The 17,283-nt window shown below is 64.3% G+C and carries 17 protein-coding genes; 7 read left to right on the top strand and 10 right to left on the bottom strand.

The features are described from left to right. The coding region (locus IVB47_RS28790) for a TetR/AcrR family transcriptional regulator (protein ID WP_247466349.1) at positions 1–425 on the bottom strand (425 nt) is incomplete at its 3' end. A gap of 100 nt (positions 426–525) precedes the next feature. Here IVB47_RS28790 and IVB47_RS28795 point away from each other — a divergent pair. The 4 genes from IVB47_RS28795 (at position 526) to IVB47_RS28810 (ending at position 4,271) form a co-directional block, all read left to right on the top strand. Next, positions 526–891: a nuclear transport factor 2 family protein gene (locus IVB47_RS28795; protein WP_247357086.1), complete on the top strand. Its 366-nt coding sequence runs from the start codon at positions 526–528 to the stop codon at positions 889–891. A 361-nt stretch (positions 892–1,252) separates the two neighbouring features. Then, complete coding sequence (locus IVB47_RS28800) at positions 1,253–3,214, top strand: EAL domain-containing protein (RefSeq protein ID WP_247466351.1); 1,962 nt, start codon at positions 1,253–1,255, stop codon at positions 3,212–3,214. 231 nt (positions 3,215–3,445) lie between these two features. After that, positions 3,446–3,895: a response regulator gene (locus IVB47_RS28805; RefSeq protein ID WP_247466353.1), complete on the top strand. Its 450-nt coding sequence runs from the start codon at positions 3,446–3,448 to the stop codon at positions 3,893–3,895. Continuing rightward, complete coding sequence (locus IVB47_RS28810; protein ID WP_247466355.1) at positions 3,846–4,271, top strand: response regulator; 426 nt, start codon at positions 3,846–3,848, stop codon at positions 4,269–4,271. The genes IVB47_RS28805 and IVB47_RS28810 overlap by 50 nt, the downstream gene beginning before the upstream one ends. 17 nt (positions 4,272–4,288) lie before the next feature. On the opposite strand, the gene IVB47_RS28815 is transcribed toward IVB47_RS28810, so the two are convergent. The 5 genes from IVB47_RS28815 to pgm all read right to left on the bottom strand — a co-directional run bounded on the left by IVB47_RS28815 (position 4,289) and on the right by pgm (position 9,509). Next, the gene (locus IVB47_RS28815) at positions 4,289–4,681 is read right to left on the bottom strand and encodes a response regulator (RefSeq protein WP_035961702.1); all 393 of its coding nucleotides are present in this window, start codon (positions 4,679–4,681) and stop codon (positions 4,289–4,291) included. 86 nt (positions 4,682–4,767) lie between these two features. Beyond that, positions 4,768–5,748: a PDR/VanB family oxidoreductase gene (locus tag IVB47_RS28820; protein WP_247466357.1), complete on the bottom strand. Its 981-nt coding sequence runs from the start codon at positions 5,746–5,748 to the stop codon at positions 4,768–4,770. A gap of 12 nt (positions 5,749–5,760) precedes the next feature. After that, positions 5,761–6,513: a GntR family transcriptional regulator gene (locus IVB47_RS28825; protein ID WP_247399984.1), complete on the bottom strand. Its 753-nt coding sequence runs from the start codon at positions 6,511–6,513 to the stop codon at positions 5,761–5,763. Between the two features lie 6 nt (positions 6,514–6,519). Further along, positions 6,520–7,569, bottom strand: coding sequence for an aromatic ring-hydroxylating dioxygenase subunit alpha (locus IVB47_RS28830; protein ID WP_247466360.1), 1,050 nt, complete (start codon positions 7,567–7,569; stop codon positions 6,520–6,522). 293 nt (positions 7,570–7,862) lie between these two features. Next, entirely contained in the window at positions 7,863–9,509 is a 1,647-nt protein-coding gene (pgm, locus tag IVB47_RS28835; RefSeq protein ID WP_247466363.1) for a phosphoglucomutase (alpha-D-glucose-1,6-bisphosphate-dependent), read from the bottom strand. Between the two features lie 141 nt (positions 9,510–9,650). Between pgm and IVB47_RS28840 the strand changes: the two genes are divergently transcribed. Both IVB47_RS28840 and IVB47_RS28845 read left to right on the top strand, forming a co-directional pair. Then, a complete protein-coding gene (locus IVB47_RS28840; protein WP_247466366.1) occupies positions 9,651–10,793 on the top strand; it encodes an alpha/beta hydrolase in 1,143 nt (380 codons plus the stop codon). A gap of 90 nt (positions 10,794–10,883) precedes the next feature. Next, the gene (locus tag IVB47_RS28845; protein WP_247466369.1) at positions 10,884–11,702 is read left to right on the top strand and encodes a transglycosylase SLT domain-containing protein; all 819 of its coding nucleotides are present in this window, start codon (positions 10,884–10,886) and stop codon (positions 11,700–11,702) included. A 231-nt stretch (positions 11,703–11,933) separates the two neighbouring features. Here the strand turns inward: IVB47_RS28845 and IVB47_RS28850 are convergent, their stop codons facing one another. Further along, positions 11,934–12,746, bottom strand: coding sequence for a response regulator transcription factor (locus IVB47_RS28850; RefSeq protein ID WP_247291416.1), 813 nt, complete (start codon positions 12,744–12,746; stop codon positions 11,934–11,936). A 246-nt stretch (positions 12,747–12,992) separates the two neighbouring features. On the opposite strand from IVB47_RS28850, the gene IVB47_RS28855 reads away from it, so the two are divergent. After that, a complete protein-coding gene (locus IVB47_RS28855) occupies positions 12,993–13,841 on the top strand; it encodes an MBL fold metallo-hydrolase (protein ID WP_247291418.1) in 849 nt (282 codons plus the stop codon). Between the two features lie 30 nt (positions 13,842–13,871). On the opposite strand, the gene IVB47_RS28860 is transcribed toward IVB47_RS28855, so the two are convergent. The 3 genes from IVB47_RS28860 to IVB47_RS28870 all read right to left on the bottom strand — a co-directional run bounded on the left by IVB47_RS28860 (position 13,872) and on the right by IVB47_RS28870 (position 17,281). Next, positions 13,872–14,762 (bottom strand): aldose 1-epimerase family protein, encoded by an 891-nt coding sequence (locus tag IVB47_RS28860; RefSeq protein WP_247466372.1) that lies wholly within the window; start codon positions 14,760–14,762, stop codon positions 13,872–13,874. A 74-nt stretch (positions 14,763–14,836) separates the two neighbouring features. After that, on the bottom strand, positions 14,837–16,249 hold the full coding sequence (locus IVB47_RS28865) for a mannose-1-phosphate guanylyltransferase/mannose-6-phosphate isomerase (RefSeq protein WP_247466374.1): 1,413 nt from the start codon (positions 16,247–16,249) through the stop codon (positions 14,837–14,839). A gap of 24 nt (positions 16,250–16,273) precedes the next feature. Next, positions 16,274–17,281 (bottom strand): NAD-dependent epimerase/dehydratase family protein, encoded by a 1,008-nt coding sequence (locus tag IVB47_RS28870; RefSeq protein WP_247466377.1) that lies wholly within the window; start codon positions 17,279–17,281, stop codon positions 16,274–16,276. Positions 17,282–17,283: the final 2 nt, after the last annotated feature.

A 17,283-nucleotide genomic window follows, 5' to 3' on the forward strand; every position in this document is an offset into this window, starting at 1 on the left:
GCCTCCATCGCCGCCGCGATCGCGCGCGGCAGCTTGCCCCCGAAATGTTTGGCGTCGATCTCGCGCCAGCGCTCCCAGCCGAGCACGGCCGGGCCATCGCGCAGGATGATCTGACCGGTCGGGCCTTTGGCGGTCGCGGCGAAATAATGCTGGGTGCCTGCGACCATCGCGGCGAGCACGTCCTTCTCGGCACGGGCCGTGCTGTCGATCTCCACGACGAGGTCGCGCGAGACCTGTTCGAACACCGCTTCGAACACCGCCTCCTTGGTCTTGAAGTGATGATAGACCGCGCCCTTGGCGACGTGGGCGGCTTCGGCGATCTCGTCCATCGTCGTCGCGGCAAAGCCTTGCGTCCCGAACAGGCGGCGCGCCGCCGTCAGGATCGCCTCCGATGTCGCAGCCCGCCGCTCCGCCTGTTTTGCCATGGGTGTGCTGTAGTCGAAATGGACCAGGACAGCCAGTTGACTTTTCGACCGCCGGTCGGTATTTACCGACTAGTAGTCGGTTTTACTCGTGAGGTGTGCCATGCCGAGCCGTGATGTCGTCGAAGCTTTCGCCAACCGATTGGAGGACGGGGATTTCGTCGGCGCGATCCTCGACTACTACGCGCCGGACGGCGCCACCTATGAAAACCAGGCCGAACCCCTGGTCGGACGCGACAAGCTCGCGGCCAAGGAGCGCGGCGTGCTGGCAGCCTTCAAGGAGGTCAGGGCCGTGCGCATCGGGCCAAGCCTGATCGAAGGCGACCATGTCGCGACGCGCTGGAGATTCAGCTTCACCAATGCCGAAGGCATCATCCGAACGTTGGACGAGATCGCATGGCAGACGTGGCGGGGCGATGAGCTCGTCGAGGAACGCTTTTATTACGACCCCAAGCAGATGGGGCGGTGATGCCTAGAGGAAAGCTGTCATCGCCCGGCTTGACTGGGCGATCCAGTATTCCGAGACAGGTGTGATTGATCGGATAGGCCGCAGCGTACTGGGTGCCCCGCCGGAGCCTGTCATCGGGCTCGCCGAAGGCGAGACCCCGGTGGCGGGGCATGACAGTGAATTGGTGGCGAACACCGAGCCGCCGTCACAACCGTAATGCGGGGCGCCGCATTTGTATCGATTTGTTATCGAACGACGCCACGAACACGCAGAAGTGGTCAGAGCAATCATCGCAAGCTCGGATAATTCATAGTTCGTCAAAGGTTTGCAGCGAAGTCTCCGGACCGGGCTGGACAAGCGGCCCAAGCTGCCAGGCTCTGGAATGCGGACTCAAACGACCAGCTATTTCGCGCGGCTGTTCGCCGGCGATCTGTCGGCCTTTGGCGGTCCCGTAACCGACGAAGCCGTCGCCGGCCATATCCGCGCCGAACAGATGTCGCTGGTGCTCGGCTATTCGGTCGGCATCATGCTGGCCAATGCCTGCAACGCCGGGGTGCTCGTCGTCGCGCTGTGGCATTCGCCGGACTTGAAGCTGGCCTTGATCTGGGCCGCCATCGTGGCGGGCGCCGCGATCGCGTTCGGCCTGCAATCCCATGCCGCGCGCCGCATCACCAAACCGCAATTCGTCTCGCGCCGGGCCATGCATCGGCTGGTGCGCAATGCTTTCATCCTCGGCGCCGCCTGGGGCACCGTTCCGGTCGCATTCTTCGCCAATGCCTCGACCGGCGGGCAGCTCGTCATCACCTGCCTTTGCTCGGGGATGCTGGCGGGGGGCGCGCTGGCCTTCGCCACAATCCCGATCGCCGCGATCGCATTCACGGCCCCGATCTTCGCTGGCATCGCGATCTGCCTCGGCAGGAATGGCGATCCGGCGTTTCTGCTGATCGCCTTCCTGGTGGTGGTCTACGGGTCAGTGCTGCTGCGCAGCGTGTTCGTCAATTCGATCGCGTTCGCACGGCGCGTGATGCGGCAGATCGAGGCCGAACGTACGGTGCGGCAGGACCCGCTGACCCATCTGCCCAATCGCGTCGCGTTCAACGAAACGCTCGATGCAGCCTTGAAGCGGCTCGTTCTGTCCGGCGAGGAATTCGCGGTCCTTCTGCTCGATCTCGATCGTTTCAAGGAGGTCAACGACAAGTTCGGCCATCCCGCCGGCGACGAGTTTCTGGTCCAGATCGCAACCCGCCTGCAACGCTGCACCCGCGCGGCCGAGCATGTCGCACGGATCGGCGGTGACGAATTCGCGCTGGTGATGGCCAATCTGGCGCGGCCGGAGGATGCGCTCGAGATCGCCGAGCGCTTCGTCGCGGCCTTCGACGAACCGTTCCAGATCGAGGGCCGCCAGATCGTCGGCGCGACCAGCGTCGGCATCGTGCTGGCGCCGCGTGACGGCCGCACGCAACTCGACATCATGAAGAACGCCGACACCGCGCTGTACCGCGCCAAAGAGGCCGGACCCGGGACGGTGTGTTTCTTCGAGGAAGCCGACGACCGCTCGTCACGCGACCGCAAGGCGCTGCAATCGGATCTGGAAGGCGCCATCGCCAGGGACGAGCTGTTCCTGGTGTTCCAGCCCTTTCTCGACCTCAACGGCAACCGCATCACCGGGTTCGAGGCGCTGCTGCGTTGGCAGCATCCCCAGCGCGGACTGGTGCCGCCGAGCGAGTTCATTCCGATCGCCGAGGAAACCGGGCTGATCCACGAGATCGGCGAATGGGTCGTCCGCCGCGCCTGCGCGACGGTTGCCGAGTGGCCCGAAGAGATCAGGGTCGCCGTGAATTTCTCGGCCGCACAGTTTCACAACAACGGCCTCCTCCAGATCATCGTGCAGGCACTTGCGGACGCGAAGATCGCCCCGCACCGGCTCGAGATCGAGATCACGGAATCGATGCTGCTGTCGAAATACGCCTCTGCCGCGTCGGTCCTCAACGCGCTGCTGGAGCTCGGCGTCACCGTGGCGCTCGACGATTTCGGCACCGGCTTCTCCTCGCTGACCTATCTGCGCAAGCTCCCGTTCAGCCGCATCAAGATCGACCAGTCCTTCATCCGCGACATGCTGGTGCAGCCGGACTGCGCCGCGATCGTGAAATCGGTGATCGGGCTCGCGCGCGACCTGCGCATCGGCGTGGTCGCGGAAGGCGTCGAGACCGCCGACCAGCTCGAATATCTGCGCCAGATCGGTTGCGACGAAGTTCAGGGTTATCTCATCAGCCGGCCGGTGTCGGCGGATCAGGTTCTGCCGCTGCTGGATCCGAAGAAGCTTCGGGCGACTTACGCGGCGTAGCCTAGACCATCATGTGTGCTTGATGCCTCAGGTGCTCTCGCAGCGCGTGAGCTGCACCGTGCGGCACACTGAATGCGCGCGATCTGCCCTTAACCTATGTGAAAGAGCGCCGCACGAAGCACTCGACATAATCCGCGCAATGCGGAATCAGGAACGATGCGGCATCCTTGAAGTTGATGGGACACCCCTAACCCATTGAGGTCCAAAGTGAACAGAGCGCCGGACGGGAGAGTGGCCCCGAACGACACCCCCCGTCACGTCGTGATGGTTGTCGAAGACGACATCTGGATACGCCTGATGATCTCCGACGAGCTGCGCGGTGCAGGTTTCGAGGTGATCGAATGCGGCAGTGCCGACGAAGCCATTGACCTGTTGCGCGGTGGAACACGGGTTTCGACTGTTTTCAGCGATATCAGGCTTCCCGGCTCAATCAACGGCCTTGGTTTGGCAAAAACGGTGAGGCAAGAACTTCCCGACCTGCCGATCCTGTTGGCATCCAGCGATCTGCCGCGGGACGACAGCACGCTGCATGATGGCTTCTTTGCGAAGCCCTACGATCCTCGCACCATAGTCGAGGCGATCCGATCTGTCGTCGCCAGGAACGGGTCGGGTGCCAGCCCGTTACCGCTCCATGACCGATTTAAGCAGCGCTCCGGCGACCCGTACGATCCTGCTGGCTGAGGATGAAGTTTTCATCCGAATGCCGATCGCGAAGCATTTGCGCGAATGTGGGTATCGGGTGATTGAAGCCGTGACGGCCCATGAGGCGATCGACGTTCTCGATCACGCGGATTTCGCGATCAATGCCGTGATCACCAATTTAGCATTGGCGGGCGACGGCTTCGGTATCGCGAAGTGGGTCCGAGAGCACAGGCCGGAGCTGACGGTGTTACTTACTGGCACACCCGAGCGATCCGTCGATGTAGCCGCCGGACTTTGCAGAGAGAGCTCAGGACGTGGAGCCGTTGACCCGCAGCTGCTGCTGAGAAGAATTCGCTGGCTGCTCGCCAACCGAAATCGACCCGTGCCGGGCCGAGGCGCACAGCGAGCGGTGTGAATGAGCGCGCATCGACTCTATTCGGCAGCAGCGTTTGGCGATTGTTCGGCGCAGAGCTCGCGGACGTGATCCGAAAGTTTTGCGACGTCGTAGGGTTTCTCCCATCGGGGCACGTGCTCGAAGCGGTGCGGAATGGCGGCGGCCCCATAGCCCGTCGCGAAGACAAAAGGCTTGCCGGCGCGCGTGAGCTTGTCAGCCATCGGATAAGCCGAATCTCCTCGCAGATTGATGTCAATCACCGCGACGTCGAAAGCAGGATGCTGAATAGCCATCGCGTCCGGCAGCTCGGAAACGGGACCGATCACCTGGAACCCGAGCGACCGTAGCGACCGCGCCAGATCATCCCCGAGGAAGTACTCATCCTCCACGATGAGAACGCGGCAAACAGTTGGCTGCCCGTGGCTGGTCATTGGCTTCACTCGCGGCACAGAGCCGCGGCGGATCAACACTCATGAGGCAGACGGGTTCCTGCAGTCCCTGTCGGATCGTGAACCGGTCAGATCGCATCCGCCCGGAGCAGCGTGTCTACGGTGATGGTGCCGCGGGCGCGCGAAACGCAAGCGCAGATCTTCTGGTTGCTTTGCTTCTGATGGTCGCTGAAGAAGACATCGCGATGGTCGATCTCGCCGTCGACGGCGACCACGTCGATGGCGCACAGGCCGCATTCGCCGCGTTTGCAATCGTACATGACATCGTGGCCGCTGGCGTTGAGCACATCCAGCATCGAGCGCTCGCGCGGGATCTCCAGCTCGACATCTGAGCCCTTCAGACGCACGCGAAAAGTCTCGGTCGGCAACGTGCCGCTCGAACCGAACGTCTCGTAGCGGAGATCGGGGAGTGGATGGCCGGCGCCGATCCAGGCATGGCGCGCAGCATCCAGCATCCGCATCGGGCCGCAGAACAGCGCCAGCGCATCCTTGGGCACCGATGGGAACAGGGCGTCGAGATCGAGCCGCTTGCCCTCATCGCTGGCGTGAACGACCAGGCGATCACCGAGCGTTGCGGCGAGATCGTCGAGATAGGCGGCCTCGGTGCGCGAGCGCACCGCGTAATGCAGCGTGACATCGGCGCCGCGCCGCGACAGCGCCTGTGCGGCACCGAGGATCGGGGTGATGCCGATGCCGCCGGCGATCAGGCAGTAGTTCTGGCGTGCCCAGTCAACCGCGAGCAGCGACGCCGGCGTCGTGATGTCGAGCCGCGCGCCCGGCTGCAACGACCACATATAACGCGAGCCGCCACGCGAATCCTCGGCACGGCGCACCGCGATCCTTAAACCCCGCGGCGAAGCTTCCCCGACCAGCGAATAGGACCGCGTCTCCGGCTGCCCGTCGATGGTGACGCTGATATTGATGTGGCTGCCGACCGGATAGGCGGCGCCGTCGAACTGGTCCGGCCGGATCAGGAATTCGCGGATGCCCGGCGCGAGATCGCGCGTCGACACAAGCGTCGCCGGACTCCAGGTTTCGATGAAGCGCATGGCACTCCCCTCTCAATCGGTTGCGGACTTGATCAGCGCGAGCGCCGGCAGCAGGTCGAGATGGGTCCGGTTGCGCAGTGCAAGCCGCAGATTGCGCACCGCGAGCCGCGCATGCTCGCGCATGACCGCTTCGGCGCGAGCGCCTTCGCGGTTCTCGATCGCGTCGATCACGACGCGGTGGTGCTCCTGCCCGATGATCAGGATCTGCTGCGCCTCGGGCAGCGCCGATTGCGCCATCACGAAACCGCTCGGGGATGCAAACGGCAGCGCCGAGGCGCGGTCGATCTGCCGGATCAGCGGCGGGCTGCGCGACAATTCGGTGAGCAGCGCGTGGAAGCGCGCGTTCAAAGTGACATAGGACGAGAACGCATCGACCGAGATCGGAACCTGGCGCAGCAGCTCGTCGATCGCGGCGAGGCACTCCTTCAGCGGCTCGAGCTCGCGCGCGGACACGCCGCGCTCGGCGGCAAAGCGCGCGGCGAGCCCTTCCAGCGTGCCGCGCAGCTCGATGGAGTCGGAGATGTCGCGCTCGGAGAACGCCTTCACCATGAAGCCGCCGGAGGGAATCGCCTCGAGCAGGCCCTCCTCCTCCAGCCGCACCAGCGCCATGCGCACCGGGGTGCGCGAGGCGCCGGTGGTCTCGACCGCCTGGAGCTCGGAGATGCGCTCGCCGGGGCGCAACGAGCCCGAGAGGAGCTGGTCGCGCAGCGCGAGCTGCGCCTTCACGGTCTGCGAGACGGAGCGGTCGACCTCACGCTCGGCCATGTCGGCTTACTCCGCGGCCTGAAGATGCTGCGGCGGGTTTTCCTTCGCCATCATCTTGTCGATCAGCTTGCGCGTCCACATCGCGCCGGCGTCGATGTTGAGATTGTAGAAGATGCGATCGGGGTTCTCGTCCATCGCGCGCTGCTGCGCCTCGAGGATCAGCTCGTCCTCGTGGAAAATGCCGGAGACGCCCTCGCGGATCTCGGAGGTGATGCGCTGCTCGCCGAGCTGATAATTGCGCACGAAGGCCCAGAAATAGTGGCAGGTCTTCTCGGTCTCCGGCGTGATGGTGTTGAGCACGAAGCCGTTGACGCCCTGCGAGCGGTCGCCTTCGGGCGCGCCGGTGCCGGTCGGCGCCACGCCGACGTCGATGGCAATGGTGCACGGCGCCTCGAAGCGGATGATCTGCCAGCGGTCGATGAGACCGGATTTGCCGAGCTGCTTGGCCCAGAACGGCGGCGCCTCGATGGCGCGCATCCAGCGCGTCACCGTGACAGTCTTCTCGCCATGGGTGACGTCGAACGGCGCCTCTGCGACCGCCTCGTTGCCGATGGACGAGCCGTGCACGAACGTCTCGTGGGTGAGGTCCATGAGATTGTCGAGCACGAGGCGATAGTCGCAATTGACGTGGATGGTCTTGCCGTCGCCGGCCCAGGCCGGGTCGTGATTCCAGTGCAGGTCGGGCACCAGCGCGGGATCGGCCAGCGCGGGATCGCCCATCCAGAGCCAGATGTAGCGGTGACGCTCGACCACGGGATAGGCGCGCACGCAGGCCGACGGGTTGATGGTCTCCTGCGAGGGCATGAAGGTGCAGCGCCCCTGCGCGTTGTATTTCAGGCCGTGATAGCCGCAGACGACAGTGTCGCCTTCGAGCCGGCCCTTGGACAGCGGCACCAGGCGGTGCCAGCAGGCGTCCTCCAGCGCAGCCACCGAGCCATCGGCCTTGCGGTACATCACCACGTGCTTGCCGCAGATCGTCCGCGGCAGCAGTGCCGGCTTCACATCGGCGTCCCAGGCGGCGGCATACCAGGCGTTCATCGGGAAGGGTTTTGTCACCGGTGTCACTCCCAAGGCTCGTGGATACGTTATGTATACAATATCGGAGGGGCGGATTCGTTCAAGGGCAGATTTTGCGTATTATAATACCTTTATCGCGAATTTTGTATACAAACCCGTCCCGCTGTCATTCCCCGCGAAAAGCGGGGAATCCAGTACTCCGCGGCGGTCGTTGGTTCACTCAACTGGCGCCACGGCGTACTGGATCACCCGCTTTCGCGGGTGATGACACCAGTTGATGCGGCGAGTCTCCCTCCAGGAGGAGCAGTGGCAGCGGCGCTTTGGCTCGACGACTACGCCCCGAACACCTTCGCCAACCCTGCCTGAGCCTCCTGCTGAATCGCCTTCAGGTGCTCGGGGCTGCGGAAGCTTTCCGCATAGATCTTGTAGACGTCCTCGGTGCCTGACGGCCTGGCGGCGAACCAGCCGAAATCGGTTTCGACCTTGATGCCGCCGAACGGCTGGCCGTTGCCGGGCGCCTTGCTCAGGGTGGCGCGGACGGGATCGCCGGCGAGATCCTTCAGGCCGAGCTGCTCCGGCGTGACGGACTTCAGGATGTTCTTCTGCGGCGTGGTGGCGGCGACGTCGATGCGTGCGTAATGGGGCATGCCGAACTCGGCAGTGAGGTCGTTGAAGAGCTGGCTCGGATCGCGGCCGGTCTTCGCCATGATCTCGGCCGCGAGCAGGCCGAGGATGATGCCGTCCTTGTCGGTCGTCCACACCGTGCCGTCGCGGCGCAGGAACGAGGCGCCTGCACTCTCCTCGCCGCCGAAGCCGAAGCCGCCCGTGAGGAGACCGTCGACAAACCATTTGAAGCCGACCGGGGTCTCGACCAGCTTGCGGCCGAGTTTTTTCGCGACGCGGTCGATGATCGAGCTCGACACCACGGTCTTGCCGATCGCGGCGTCCTTGCCCCAGTTCGGGCGGTGCGCGAACAGATAGAAGATCGCGGTCGCGAGATAATGGTTCGGATTCATGAGGCCGCCGGTGCGCGTCACGATGCCGTGGCGGTCCGCGTCGGTGTCGTTGGCAAAAGCGACGTCGAAGCGGTCGCGAATCGCGATCAGGCTCGCCATCGCATAAGGCGAGGAACAGTCCATGCGGATCTTGCCGTCCCAGTCCACCGTCATGAAGCGGAAGGTCGGGTCGATCGCCTCGTTCACCACGGTCGCCTTCAGGCCGTAGCGCTCGATGATCGGATGCCAGTAATGCACGGCGGCGCCGCCGAGCGGATCGATGCCGATATTGACGCCGACGGATTTGACCAGGTCGAGATCGACGACGTTGCCGAGATCGGCGACATAGGGTGTGACGTAGTCATAGGCGTGGACGTTCGCGGCTTTGCGTGCCCTGGCGTAGTCGATGCGCTTCACACCCTTGAGGCCGTCGGCGAGATAGGCATTGGCGCGCCTCTCGATCACGGAGGTAGCATCGGTGTCGGCCGGTCCGCCATGCGGCGGATTGTATTTGTAGCCGCCGTCCTCGGGCGGATTGTGCGAGGGCGTGACGACGACGCCGTCGGCAAGGCCCGAGGTGCGGCCCTTGTTGTAGGTCAGGATCGCATGCGAGATCACCGGCGTCGGCGTGTAGCCGCCGTCCTTGTCGATCATGATGTCGACGCCGTTGGCCGCGAACACCTCGACGGCGCTGACCAGCGCGGGCTCGGCCAGCGCATGGGTGTCGATGCCGATAAAGAGCGGACCGGTCAGCCCCTTTTCACGTCGGTAATCACAGATTGCCTGCGTCGTCGCGAGGATGTGGCCCTCGTTGAAGCTGGTCTTGAACGAGGTGCCGCGATGGCCGGAGGTGCCGAACGCCACCCGCTGCGCGGGATCGGCGACATCGGGCTTGCCGGCGAAATAGGCCGTCACCAGCCGCGGAACGTTGGTGAGCGCGTCCGGCGAGGCCTGCTTGCCCGCCGCGGGATGAACATCAGCCACTGAATATACCTCGTCCTGTCGTAGAATTGCGCGATACCATAGCATCGGCCAAGCCCCCGCCAAGAGCACAACACCCGCAATGGGGCGGCCGTTCCTGAGATCATGCTATGGTCTTTCGATCGGGGCTTTTCGAGTCGGGGCATGACGCTGTTTCAGAGGCTTCTGGTTGTTCTGATGGCCTGGCTTGCGATGGCCGGCATCGTTCCCGATGCGACGGCCGCGGAGTTCTACACCGAGGATTTGCGTATCCCGATGGCCGAGGCCGGACCGCAGGGGCTGGAGGCGTTCCTGGTCCGGCCGGCCCGGGCCAGGCGCTATCCGCTGGCGCTGCTCAGCCACGGCTCACCGCGCAGTTTCGACGATCGCGCGACGATGTCCGCGCACAAATATTACGGCATCGCTCTCGAATATGCCCGGCGCGGCTTCGCCGCGCTGATCGTAATGCGGCGCGGCTACGGCACCTCCCCCGGCGGGCGCGTCGACAGCGTCGGGGGCTGCGCGAATGCCGCTTATCTGCCGGCCGCGGCGGTCGCGGTGGCGGATTTGCGCGCGGCGATCGAGGCGATGGTGCGCAGGGCCGACGTCACCACCTCGGGCATGATCGCGGCCGGCCATTCCGCCGGCGGGTTCGCCACCGTCGCCTTGACCGCGCAGGCGCCAGCGGGTCTCGCCGCCGCGATCAGCTTTGCCGGCGGGCGCGGCTCGCGCGACGATGACGACGTCTGCAATCCGAACGGGCTGGTGCAGGCCTTCGCCACGTTCGGCAAAACCTCCCGCGCGCCGATGCTGTGGGTCTACGCCAGCAACGATTCCTACTTCGGTCCCGACCTCGCGCGGCGCCTCCACGACGGATTTCGCGCCAGCGGCGGCAACGCGAAATTCGTCGCAGCGCCGCCTTACGGCGACGATGGCCACTATCTCTATTCGGTGGTGAGCCGTCCGCAATGGACGCCATATCTCGACGCCTTCCTGCGCGAGCGAGGTCTCGGCCACGACGTCCTGAGCCCGCCCGATCCGCTCCCGCCGCCGGGCCAGCTCAGCGAGGCCGCGCAGGCCGAGTTCGCGCGCTATCTCGCCAGCACGATGCCGCACAAGGCTTTTGCGGTGTCGCCGAACGGCGGTTACGGCTGGCGTTCGGGGCGCGCGACCGCCGACGACGCCCAGCGCGATTCACTTGGCGCCTGCACAAAATGGTCGCCCACCTGCACGCTCTATGCGGTCGACGACAAATTGGCCGGGGCTGCGCCAAGCACATCAACCGACCAGAGCTCGCGGTCGCGATAACTTCAATGCGCCGCTGGCCGCCCGAGCCGGACCGCGCCCCGGGGCCGCCAGAAAATCGGTTGTTAACTCGAAAGATATAATACGTGGTCGATGCTGCGGGATCGAACACACATCAATGCCCGCGCGACGTGGACACACGTTGCGATAGCCGTGCTTTGGTTGGCATCCACCTCCGTGCGCGCTCAGGACGGCGCTCTAAACGACGTGGGACCGGCGTTGGCGGCCGGCGGTCACAATGCAGATCTCGGCGCCGGAGAGACGCCGGCATCGCGGGCAGCGATTCGAAAAATTATCGAAAGAGAAACGGCCAAGACCAATCTGCCCGCGGACATTGCGGAGGCCGTCGTCTTCGTTGAAAGCGGTTACAATCCGGGCACCATTGGCACCGTCGGCGAGATCGGCCTCATGCAGGTTCGGCCCGAAACGGCAGCGATGCTCGGATTTCGGGGAAATAACGCAGAGCTCGCAGAGCCTGATATCAACATCCACTACGGCGTTCTCTACCTCAGTCGCGCATGGCGCCTGGCAGGCGGGGACCTTTGCCGCGCCCTGATGAAATATCGAGCAGGTCATGGCGAGGAGTCCATGACTCCGCGCTCCCAGGTCTATTGTCATCGCGCCCGCAATCGTCTTGTCTCCATGAACTCGACGAATGTGGGAAGCCAGGCCGCGGCCGTCCCAGATGTAGCACCGGCGCCAACTCCTGCACCCACCGTCTCGAAGTCAGCGCACAATCAGAAATCGGCACACAGTCAAAAGACACCGGCACAGCCGAAGGACGTTTACGCGCGGTACCGTCAAGGCACGGCGGTCGCGAGTAGGGCATATTGGGCAGCACAGGAAGCCCGGGTCCGCCTCATCAAGGCTCGCGTCGAAGCCAAGTGGAAACGGGTGGCATCACGCCAATAGAATTAGAGTTGCTGCCTTGAGACGAGCAGCGGTTGGACGAACGACATTTTTGAAACCGAACTTTGAAACCGAACCTGAATAGAGATCATGCACAATAGTTTGAGAGTTTTGTTTGCAATCGTCGCGACCGGCGCCGTGGCCTTGTCGGCCTTTCTCGCGATTCGGTTCCTTGTCGGTTTCAGTGGCTGAACCCGATGGCGCCGCCGGCACCATGTCGTGCTGCGCCCGGGTCTAGAGCCGCTCGCTCAACGCGAGCTTGTAGCCGACTCCGGTGACCGTGGTGATGACGGGCGTGCCGCTGCCGACGAGCTTGCGGCGCAGCCTCGCCACTAGGGCATCGACAGTGCGGATGTCGACCTCGGCCTGGCGGTTGCTGACGACCTCGATCAGATAGTCGCGGCTGAGCGGCCTGCCGTCGGCTCCGACGAGCGCCGCAAGCAGGTCGAACTCGGCGCGCGTCAGCGCCACCGGCTTGCCGTCGCTGCCGAGCAGCTCGCGCCGCGTCAGGTCGATGATCCAGTCGCCAAAGGCGATCGAATTGTGGGTGCGCGCCGCCTTGCGGTCGATCGAGCGCCGCCGCAGCACGCTTCGCGCGCGCGCGAGCAGATCGCGCAAATTGATCGGCTTGGTGACGTAGTGGTCGCCCGCGATCTCGAGGCCGAGGATGCGATCGACGTCGGTGTCGCGGCGGGTCACGAAGATGATACCCGCATTGCTGGTCGCCTGGATCTCCTTGGCGAGATCGAAGCCATCGCCGTCGGGCAGCTGCAGGTCGAGGAAGACGAGATCGGTCCGCGTCCGCAGCGCCTGGCGGCATTCCGCGCAGGAGCCGGCACCGACCACGTCGAAATTGTTCTCGCTGAAATAACCGACCAGCATCGTCCGCGTCACCGGATCGTCCTCGACGACGATCAGTCGCTCCCGGCCAGCGACACGCAATTCCTGACCTGAGGAATCAGCCACGATGTTGGATGTCCTGTGTGCTTGTGGGCCGACCTGGAAGCTCAGGTCGCCGAGCGCGCCGCCCTGTGAACGTACATTCACGACTTGTTCGAGCCCCCTCGAATTGCCTGCTGCAATACTAGGCGCGTTAGCGCGCCCAAACAACATTGGTCACGATCCAGCTGGATTAAGTATGAATTGGCCCACACTTCTCATCTCGCGCAGCATGTTCGGGAGCCCGTACGAGCGGCTGTTGTGCGGGCTGAAGCCCATCCCGCGGCCGCTTGCCACGCCAAGAGCTTCAAATCTACTGTGCGCCCCGAAAAGTCTGCCCCAGGAGGTGGCGCCATGGAAGTCATCCTGCTCGGCACCGGCGGCCCGCGCCCGGACCCGCGCCGCATGGCGACGACCACGCTGATCAGGCTCGGCGAGGAAAACATCCTGATCGACGCAGGCCGCGGCGTCATGGTGCAGCTCAGCAAGGCTGGCGTGCCGCTCGGCTCCATCAACACGGTCTTTCTCACCCATCACCATTTCGACCACATCGGCGACCTCTACGACGTGATGCTCAATTCATGGTTGCATGGGCGCAAGGACGATCTGCGCATCTATGGACCGCCGGATACCGAACGGCTCGTCAATACGCTGGTCACGCAGGTCTACGACAAGGACATCGCCTGGCGCGATCAGGGTGAGCCGAGCTTCGGCGGCTGGAAACCAGTCGTCGCGACCGACATTATACCCGGCCCCGTTCTCGACACCGGCCGCTGGAAGATCAGCGCCGAACTCGTCTCGCATGGCGACGGCCTCGACATGTCGCCGGCCTTCCTCGCACGCTGGATGTGTCTCGGGTACCGCTTCGAGGCCGAAGGCAAGGTCATCGCAATTTCGGGCGACACGGTGCCCTGCCCCGGTCTCGAGCGACTGGCTGAGGGGGCCGACCTGCTGGTCCAGTGCTGCTTCCTCGCCACGCCGGAGATCGACAACGAACACCTGCGCCGGCTTGCGAAATTCACGATCGCCTGCGGCGATACAGTCGGCAAGGTCGCGGCCAACGCCGGCGTCAAGAAGCTCGCGCTGACCCATCACCGGCCTCGCACCGACGATTCCATGCTCAATGCGCTGCTTGCGGATGTCAGGCGGGACTATTCGGGTCCTGTCGTGCTCGGCGAGGACCTCACGCGGATCGAGGTCTGAGAACTTCAGATGCGCGCAGACCGTCCCACCTCAGGACGATCCAACCTCAACCCGAAATGACAATTGCTCTTCCGTCCCGGGCGCGATGTGCATCAGGCCCGGCTTGTCAGTGAATTCGCCGTCGAAGCCGGCCGGACTGGCATAGCCGCGCCAGGGCTCGATGCAGAGGAACGGCGCGCCCGATAGTTTCGACCAGACGCCAAGCTCGCGAAAGCCGCGCCATGACATTTTCAACCACGGCCCGCTGGAGGCGCCCTGCTCCACGGCATAGCGGACCGAATTGCTCGCGATCCGATCGAAGATGATTGCGTCGTCGACGAACAGGGATTCGGACAGAGGCAACACGGAGCCTTCGACCGGGCTCGGCTCGGTTGCCGGGCGCAGCAAGCCGCCATCGAGACGGCGGACGGGCGATGGCTCTGCGTTTGCGAAGCTCAGCGCGTAGCTCTCCTTCGCCAGCCCCGGTTGGAGCGGCCAGTTGAAAGCGGGATGGCCGCCGAGCGAGGCCGGCAATATCTCCTTGCCGGTGTTCGCGATCACGAGTGAAAGATCGAGACCGGATTCGTCGAGCGCATAGGTTGCCGTCAGGCGGAACGCGAAGGGGTAGAGCGCGCGCGTCGTCTCGCTGTCTTCGAGCACCAGGACACAGCGTCTTTCGCCTCGTTCCACCCACGCAAAGCGGCTGTCACGCGCGAAGCCGTGCTGGGTCATCCGGTAGGCCCTGCCCCGGTGCCTTAATTCGTCATTGGCGAGGCGCCCGACGATCGGAAACAGCAGCGGCGCATGGCGCGGCCAGGCCGGCTCCGCCTGCCAGACGAACTCGATGCCGGCATCGGTCGCCAGCGAACACATCTCCGCGCCTTGCGCCTTGATAGTCGCGGTGAGTCCGCCGCTGCGGATCGTGTGCGTGTCGTCGGTCATGACAGCCTGTTCCGGTCATCGCAGTTCACAGGACAGTTTCCAAATGTTCACGGAATGTTGGAGCGACACTCTGCTCAAGAGCGCTGATAGTCGTCTTCAATCCGGATGATGTCGTCTTCCCCGAGATAGCTTCCAGTCTGGACCTCGATCAGCTCCAGCATGATTTTACCGGGGTTCTCCATCCGGTGCACCGCGCCCATCGGAATGTAGATCGACTCGTTCTCGTGCACGCTTTTGACGGTCTCGTTGACGGTGACGCGGGCGGTGCCGCGGACCACGATCCAGTGCTCGGCGCGATGATGGTGCTTCTGCAGCGACAGACGCCCGCCGGGCTTGACCACGATGCGCTTGACCTGGTGGCGCTCGCCATTGTCGACCGATTGGTAGCTGCCCCAGGGCCGATGCACCTTGAGATGCTCCTCGGTGACCTTCGGTGCGACCGCCTTGAGTTTTGTGACCAGCCGCTTGAGCCCGTTGGCATCCTTCTGGCGCGAGACCAGCACCGCGTCCGCGGTCGCAACCACGATGAGATCGTCGACGCCTTCGAGGGCGACCAGCGCAGAGTCCGTGGTGACGTTGCAGTTGCGGGAATCCTCGAACACGGCGGCGCCATGCGAAGCATTGCCTTGCGCGTCCTTGTCCGATAATCCCCACACCGCGTGCCAGGAGCCGACGTCGGACCATCCGCACGACACCGGCACGACCGCGGCGCGCGCGGTCTTCTCCATCACCGCATAGTCGATCGAGATCGCCTTGGCCGCGCCGAACGCCTCGGGCTCCAGCGTCACGAAGCCGAGATCGCGACCGGCATTGGTCACGGCACTGGAAAGCGCCTCCACGCTCGCCGCATCGACCTTGCGGTATTCGTCGAGCAACACAGTGGCGGGGAACATGAAATTGCCGCTGTTCCAGAGATAGCCGGAATTGACGTAATCGGCGGCCTTCACCGCATCCGGCTTCTCGACGAAGCGCGCGACCGCGTGCACCTCGCCGGAGATGACCTCGCCTGGGCTGATATAGCCGTATTCGGTCGCCGGCCGCTCCGGCTTGACGCCGAACGTGACGATGCGCCCGGCGCTCGCGGCGGTGAGGCCCTGGCGGCACGCGGCGACGAACGCCGCATTGTCCTGCACCACGTGGTCGGCGGCGAGCGCGAGCACGATCGCCTCACTGGCGCGGCTCTGCGCGAACACCGCGCCGGCGGCGATCGCGGGGCCGGAATCGCGCCGCATCGGCTCGAGGATCACGTCGGCCTCGATGCCGATTTCGGCGAGCTGCTCAAGCACCATGAAGCGGTAGGAAGTATTGGTGATGACGATCGGGCGATCGAACAGCGAGACCTCCGAGACGCGCAACAGCGTGTCCTGGAAGGTCGAGCGGGTGCCGAACAGCGGCAGGAACTGCTTGGGGCGCACCTCGCGCGAAGCCGGCCACAGCCGCGTTCCGGCACCGCCGCACATGATCAGGGGGATGATTTTTTGGGACACGTGTGAGCTACTCAAGAGAGGGGGTTATACGCGGTGATAAGTTCGATACCAGTCGACAAAGCGACCCAAGCCATCCGCCAGCGGCGTCGAGGGCGTGAAGCCGACGTCGCGTTGCAGGGCCGAAATGTCGGCACGCGTCTCGAGGACGTCGCCGGCCTGCATCGGCAAAAGCGTGCGGATCGCAGGCTTGCCGATGATCTTCTCCAGTGTCTCGACGAACTCGATCAAGTTGACCGAGCAGTTGTTGCCGATGTTGTAGACACGATACGGCGCATAGCTCGACGAGTTTTCCGGCTGCTCAGCGTTCCACGCGGGATTCGGCGTCGCGGGGCGATCGAGAGTACGGATCACGCCCTCGACGATGTCGTCGACATAGGTGAAATCGCGCCACATATTTCCATGATTGAAAAGCTTGATCGGCTCACCCGCAAAGATCGCGCGCGTGAAGAGCCAGGCGGCCATATCGGGCCGGCCCCATGGACCATAGACAGTGAAGAAGCGAAGACCGGTCACCGGCAGCTTGTGAACATGTGCGAACGTGTGCGCCATCAGCTCGTTGGCCTTCTTGCTCGCGGCGTAGAGGCTGACCGGATGATTGACCGAATGCTCGGTCGAGTACGGCAAGGTGCGATTGGCGCCGTACACTGAGCTCGAGGAGGCGTAGACGAGATGCGCCAGACCGTGGCGCCGGCCGGCTTCGAGCACGGTGACGAAGCCATCACAATTGGCGCGGATGCTGGTGATGGGATCGTCGATCGACGCGCGCACGCCGGGCTGCGCCGCGAGGTGCACCACGCGATCGGGCGAGACCTCGTCGAACACACGCGTCACCGCAGCGAAGTCGGCAAGATCGATCTCGTGGAATGTGAAGGCATCATGCTTGAGCGTCTCGAGGCGAGCGCGCTTGAGCGCCGGATCATAGTAAGGGGTCACTGCGTCGATGCCGACAACTCGTTCCCCGCGCGCGAGCAAGCGCTCACAGACATGCATGCCGATGAAGCCGGCAGCGCCGGTAACCACCACGGGGGCCAAAA

The organism is Bradyrhizobium sp. 62, assembly GCF_023073035.1.
GTDB lineage: Bacteria > Pseudomonadota > Alphaproteobacteria > Rhizobiales > Xanthobacteraceae > Bradyrhizobium.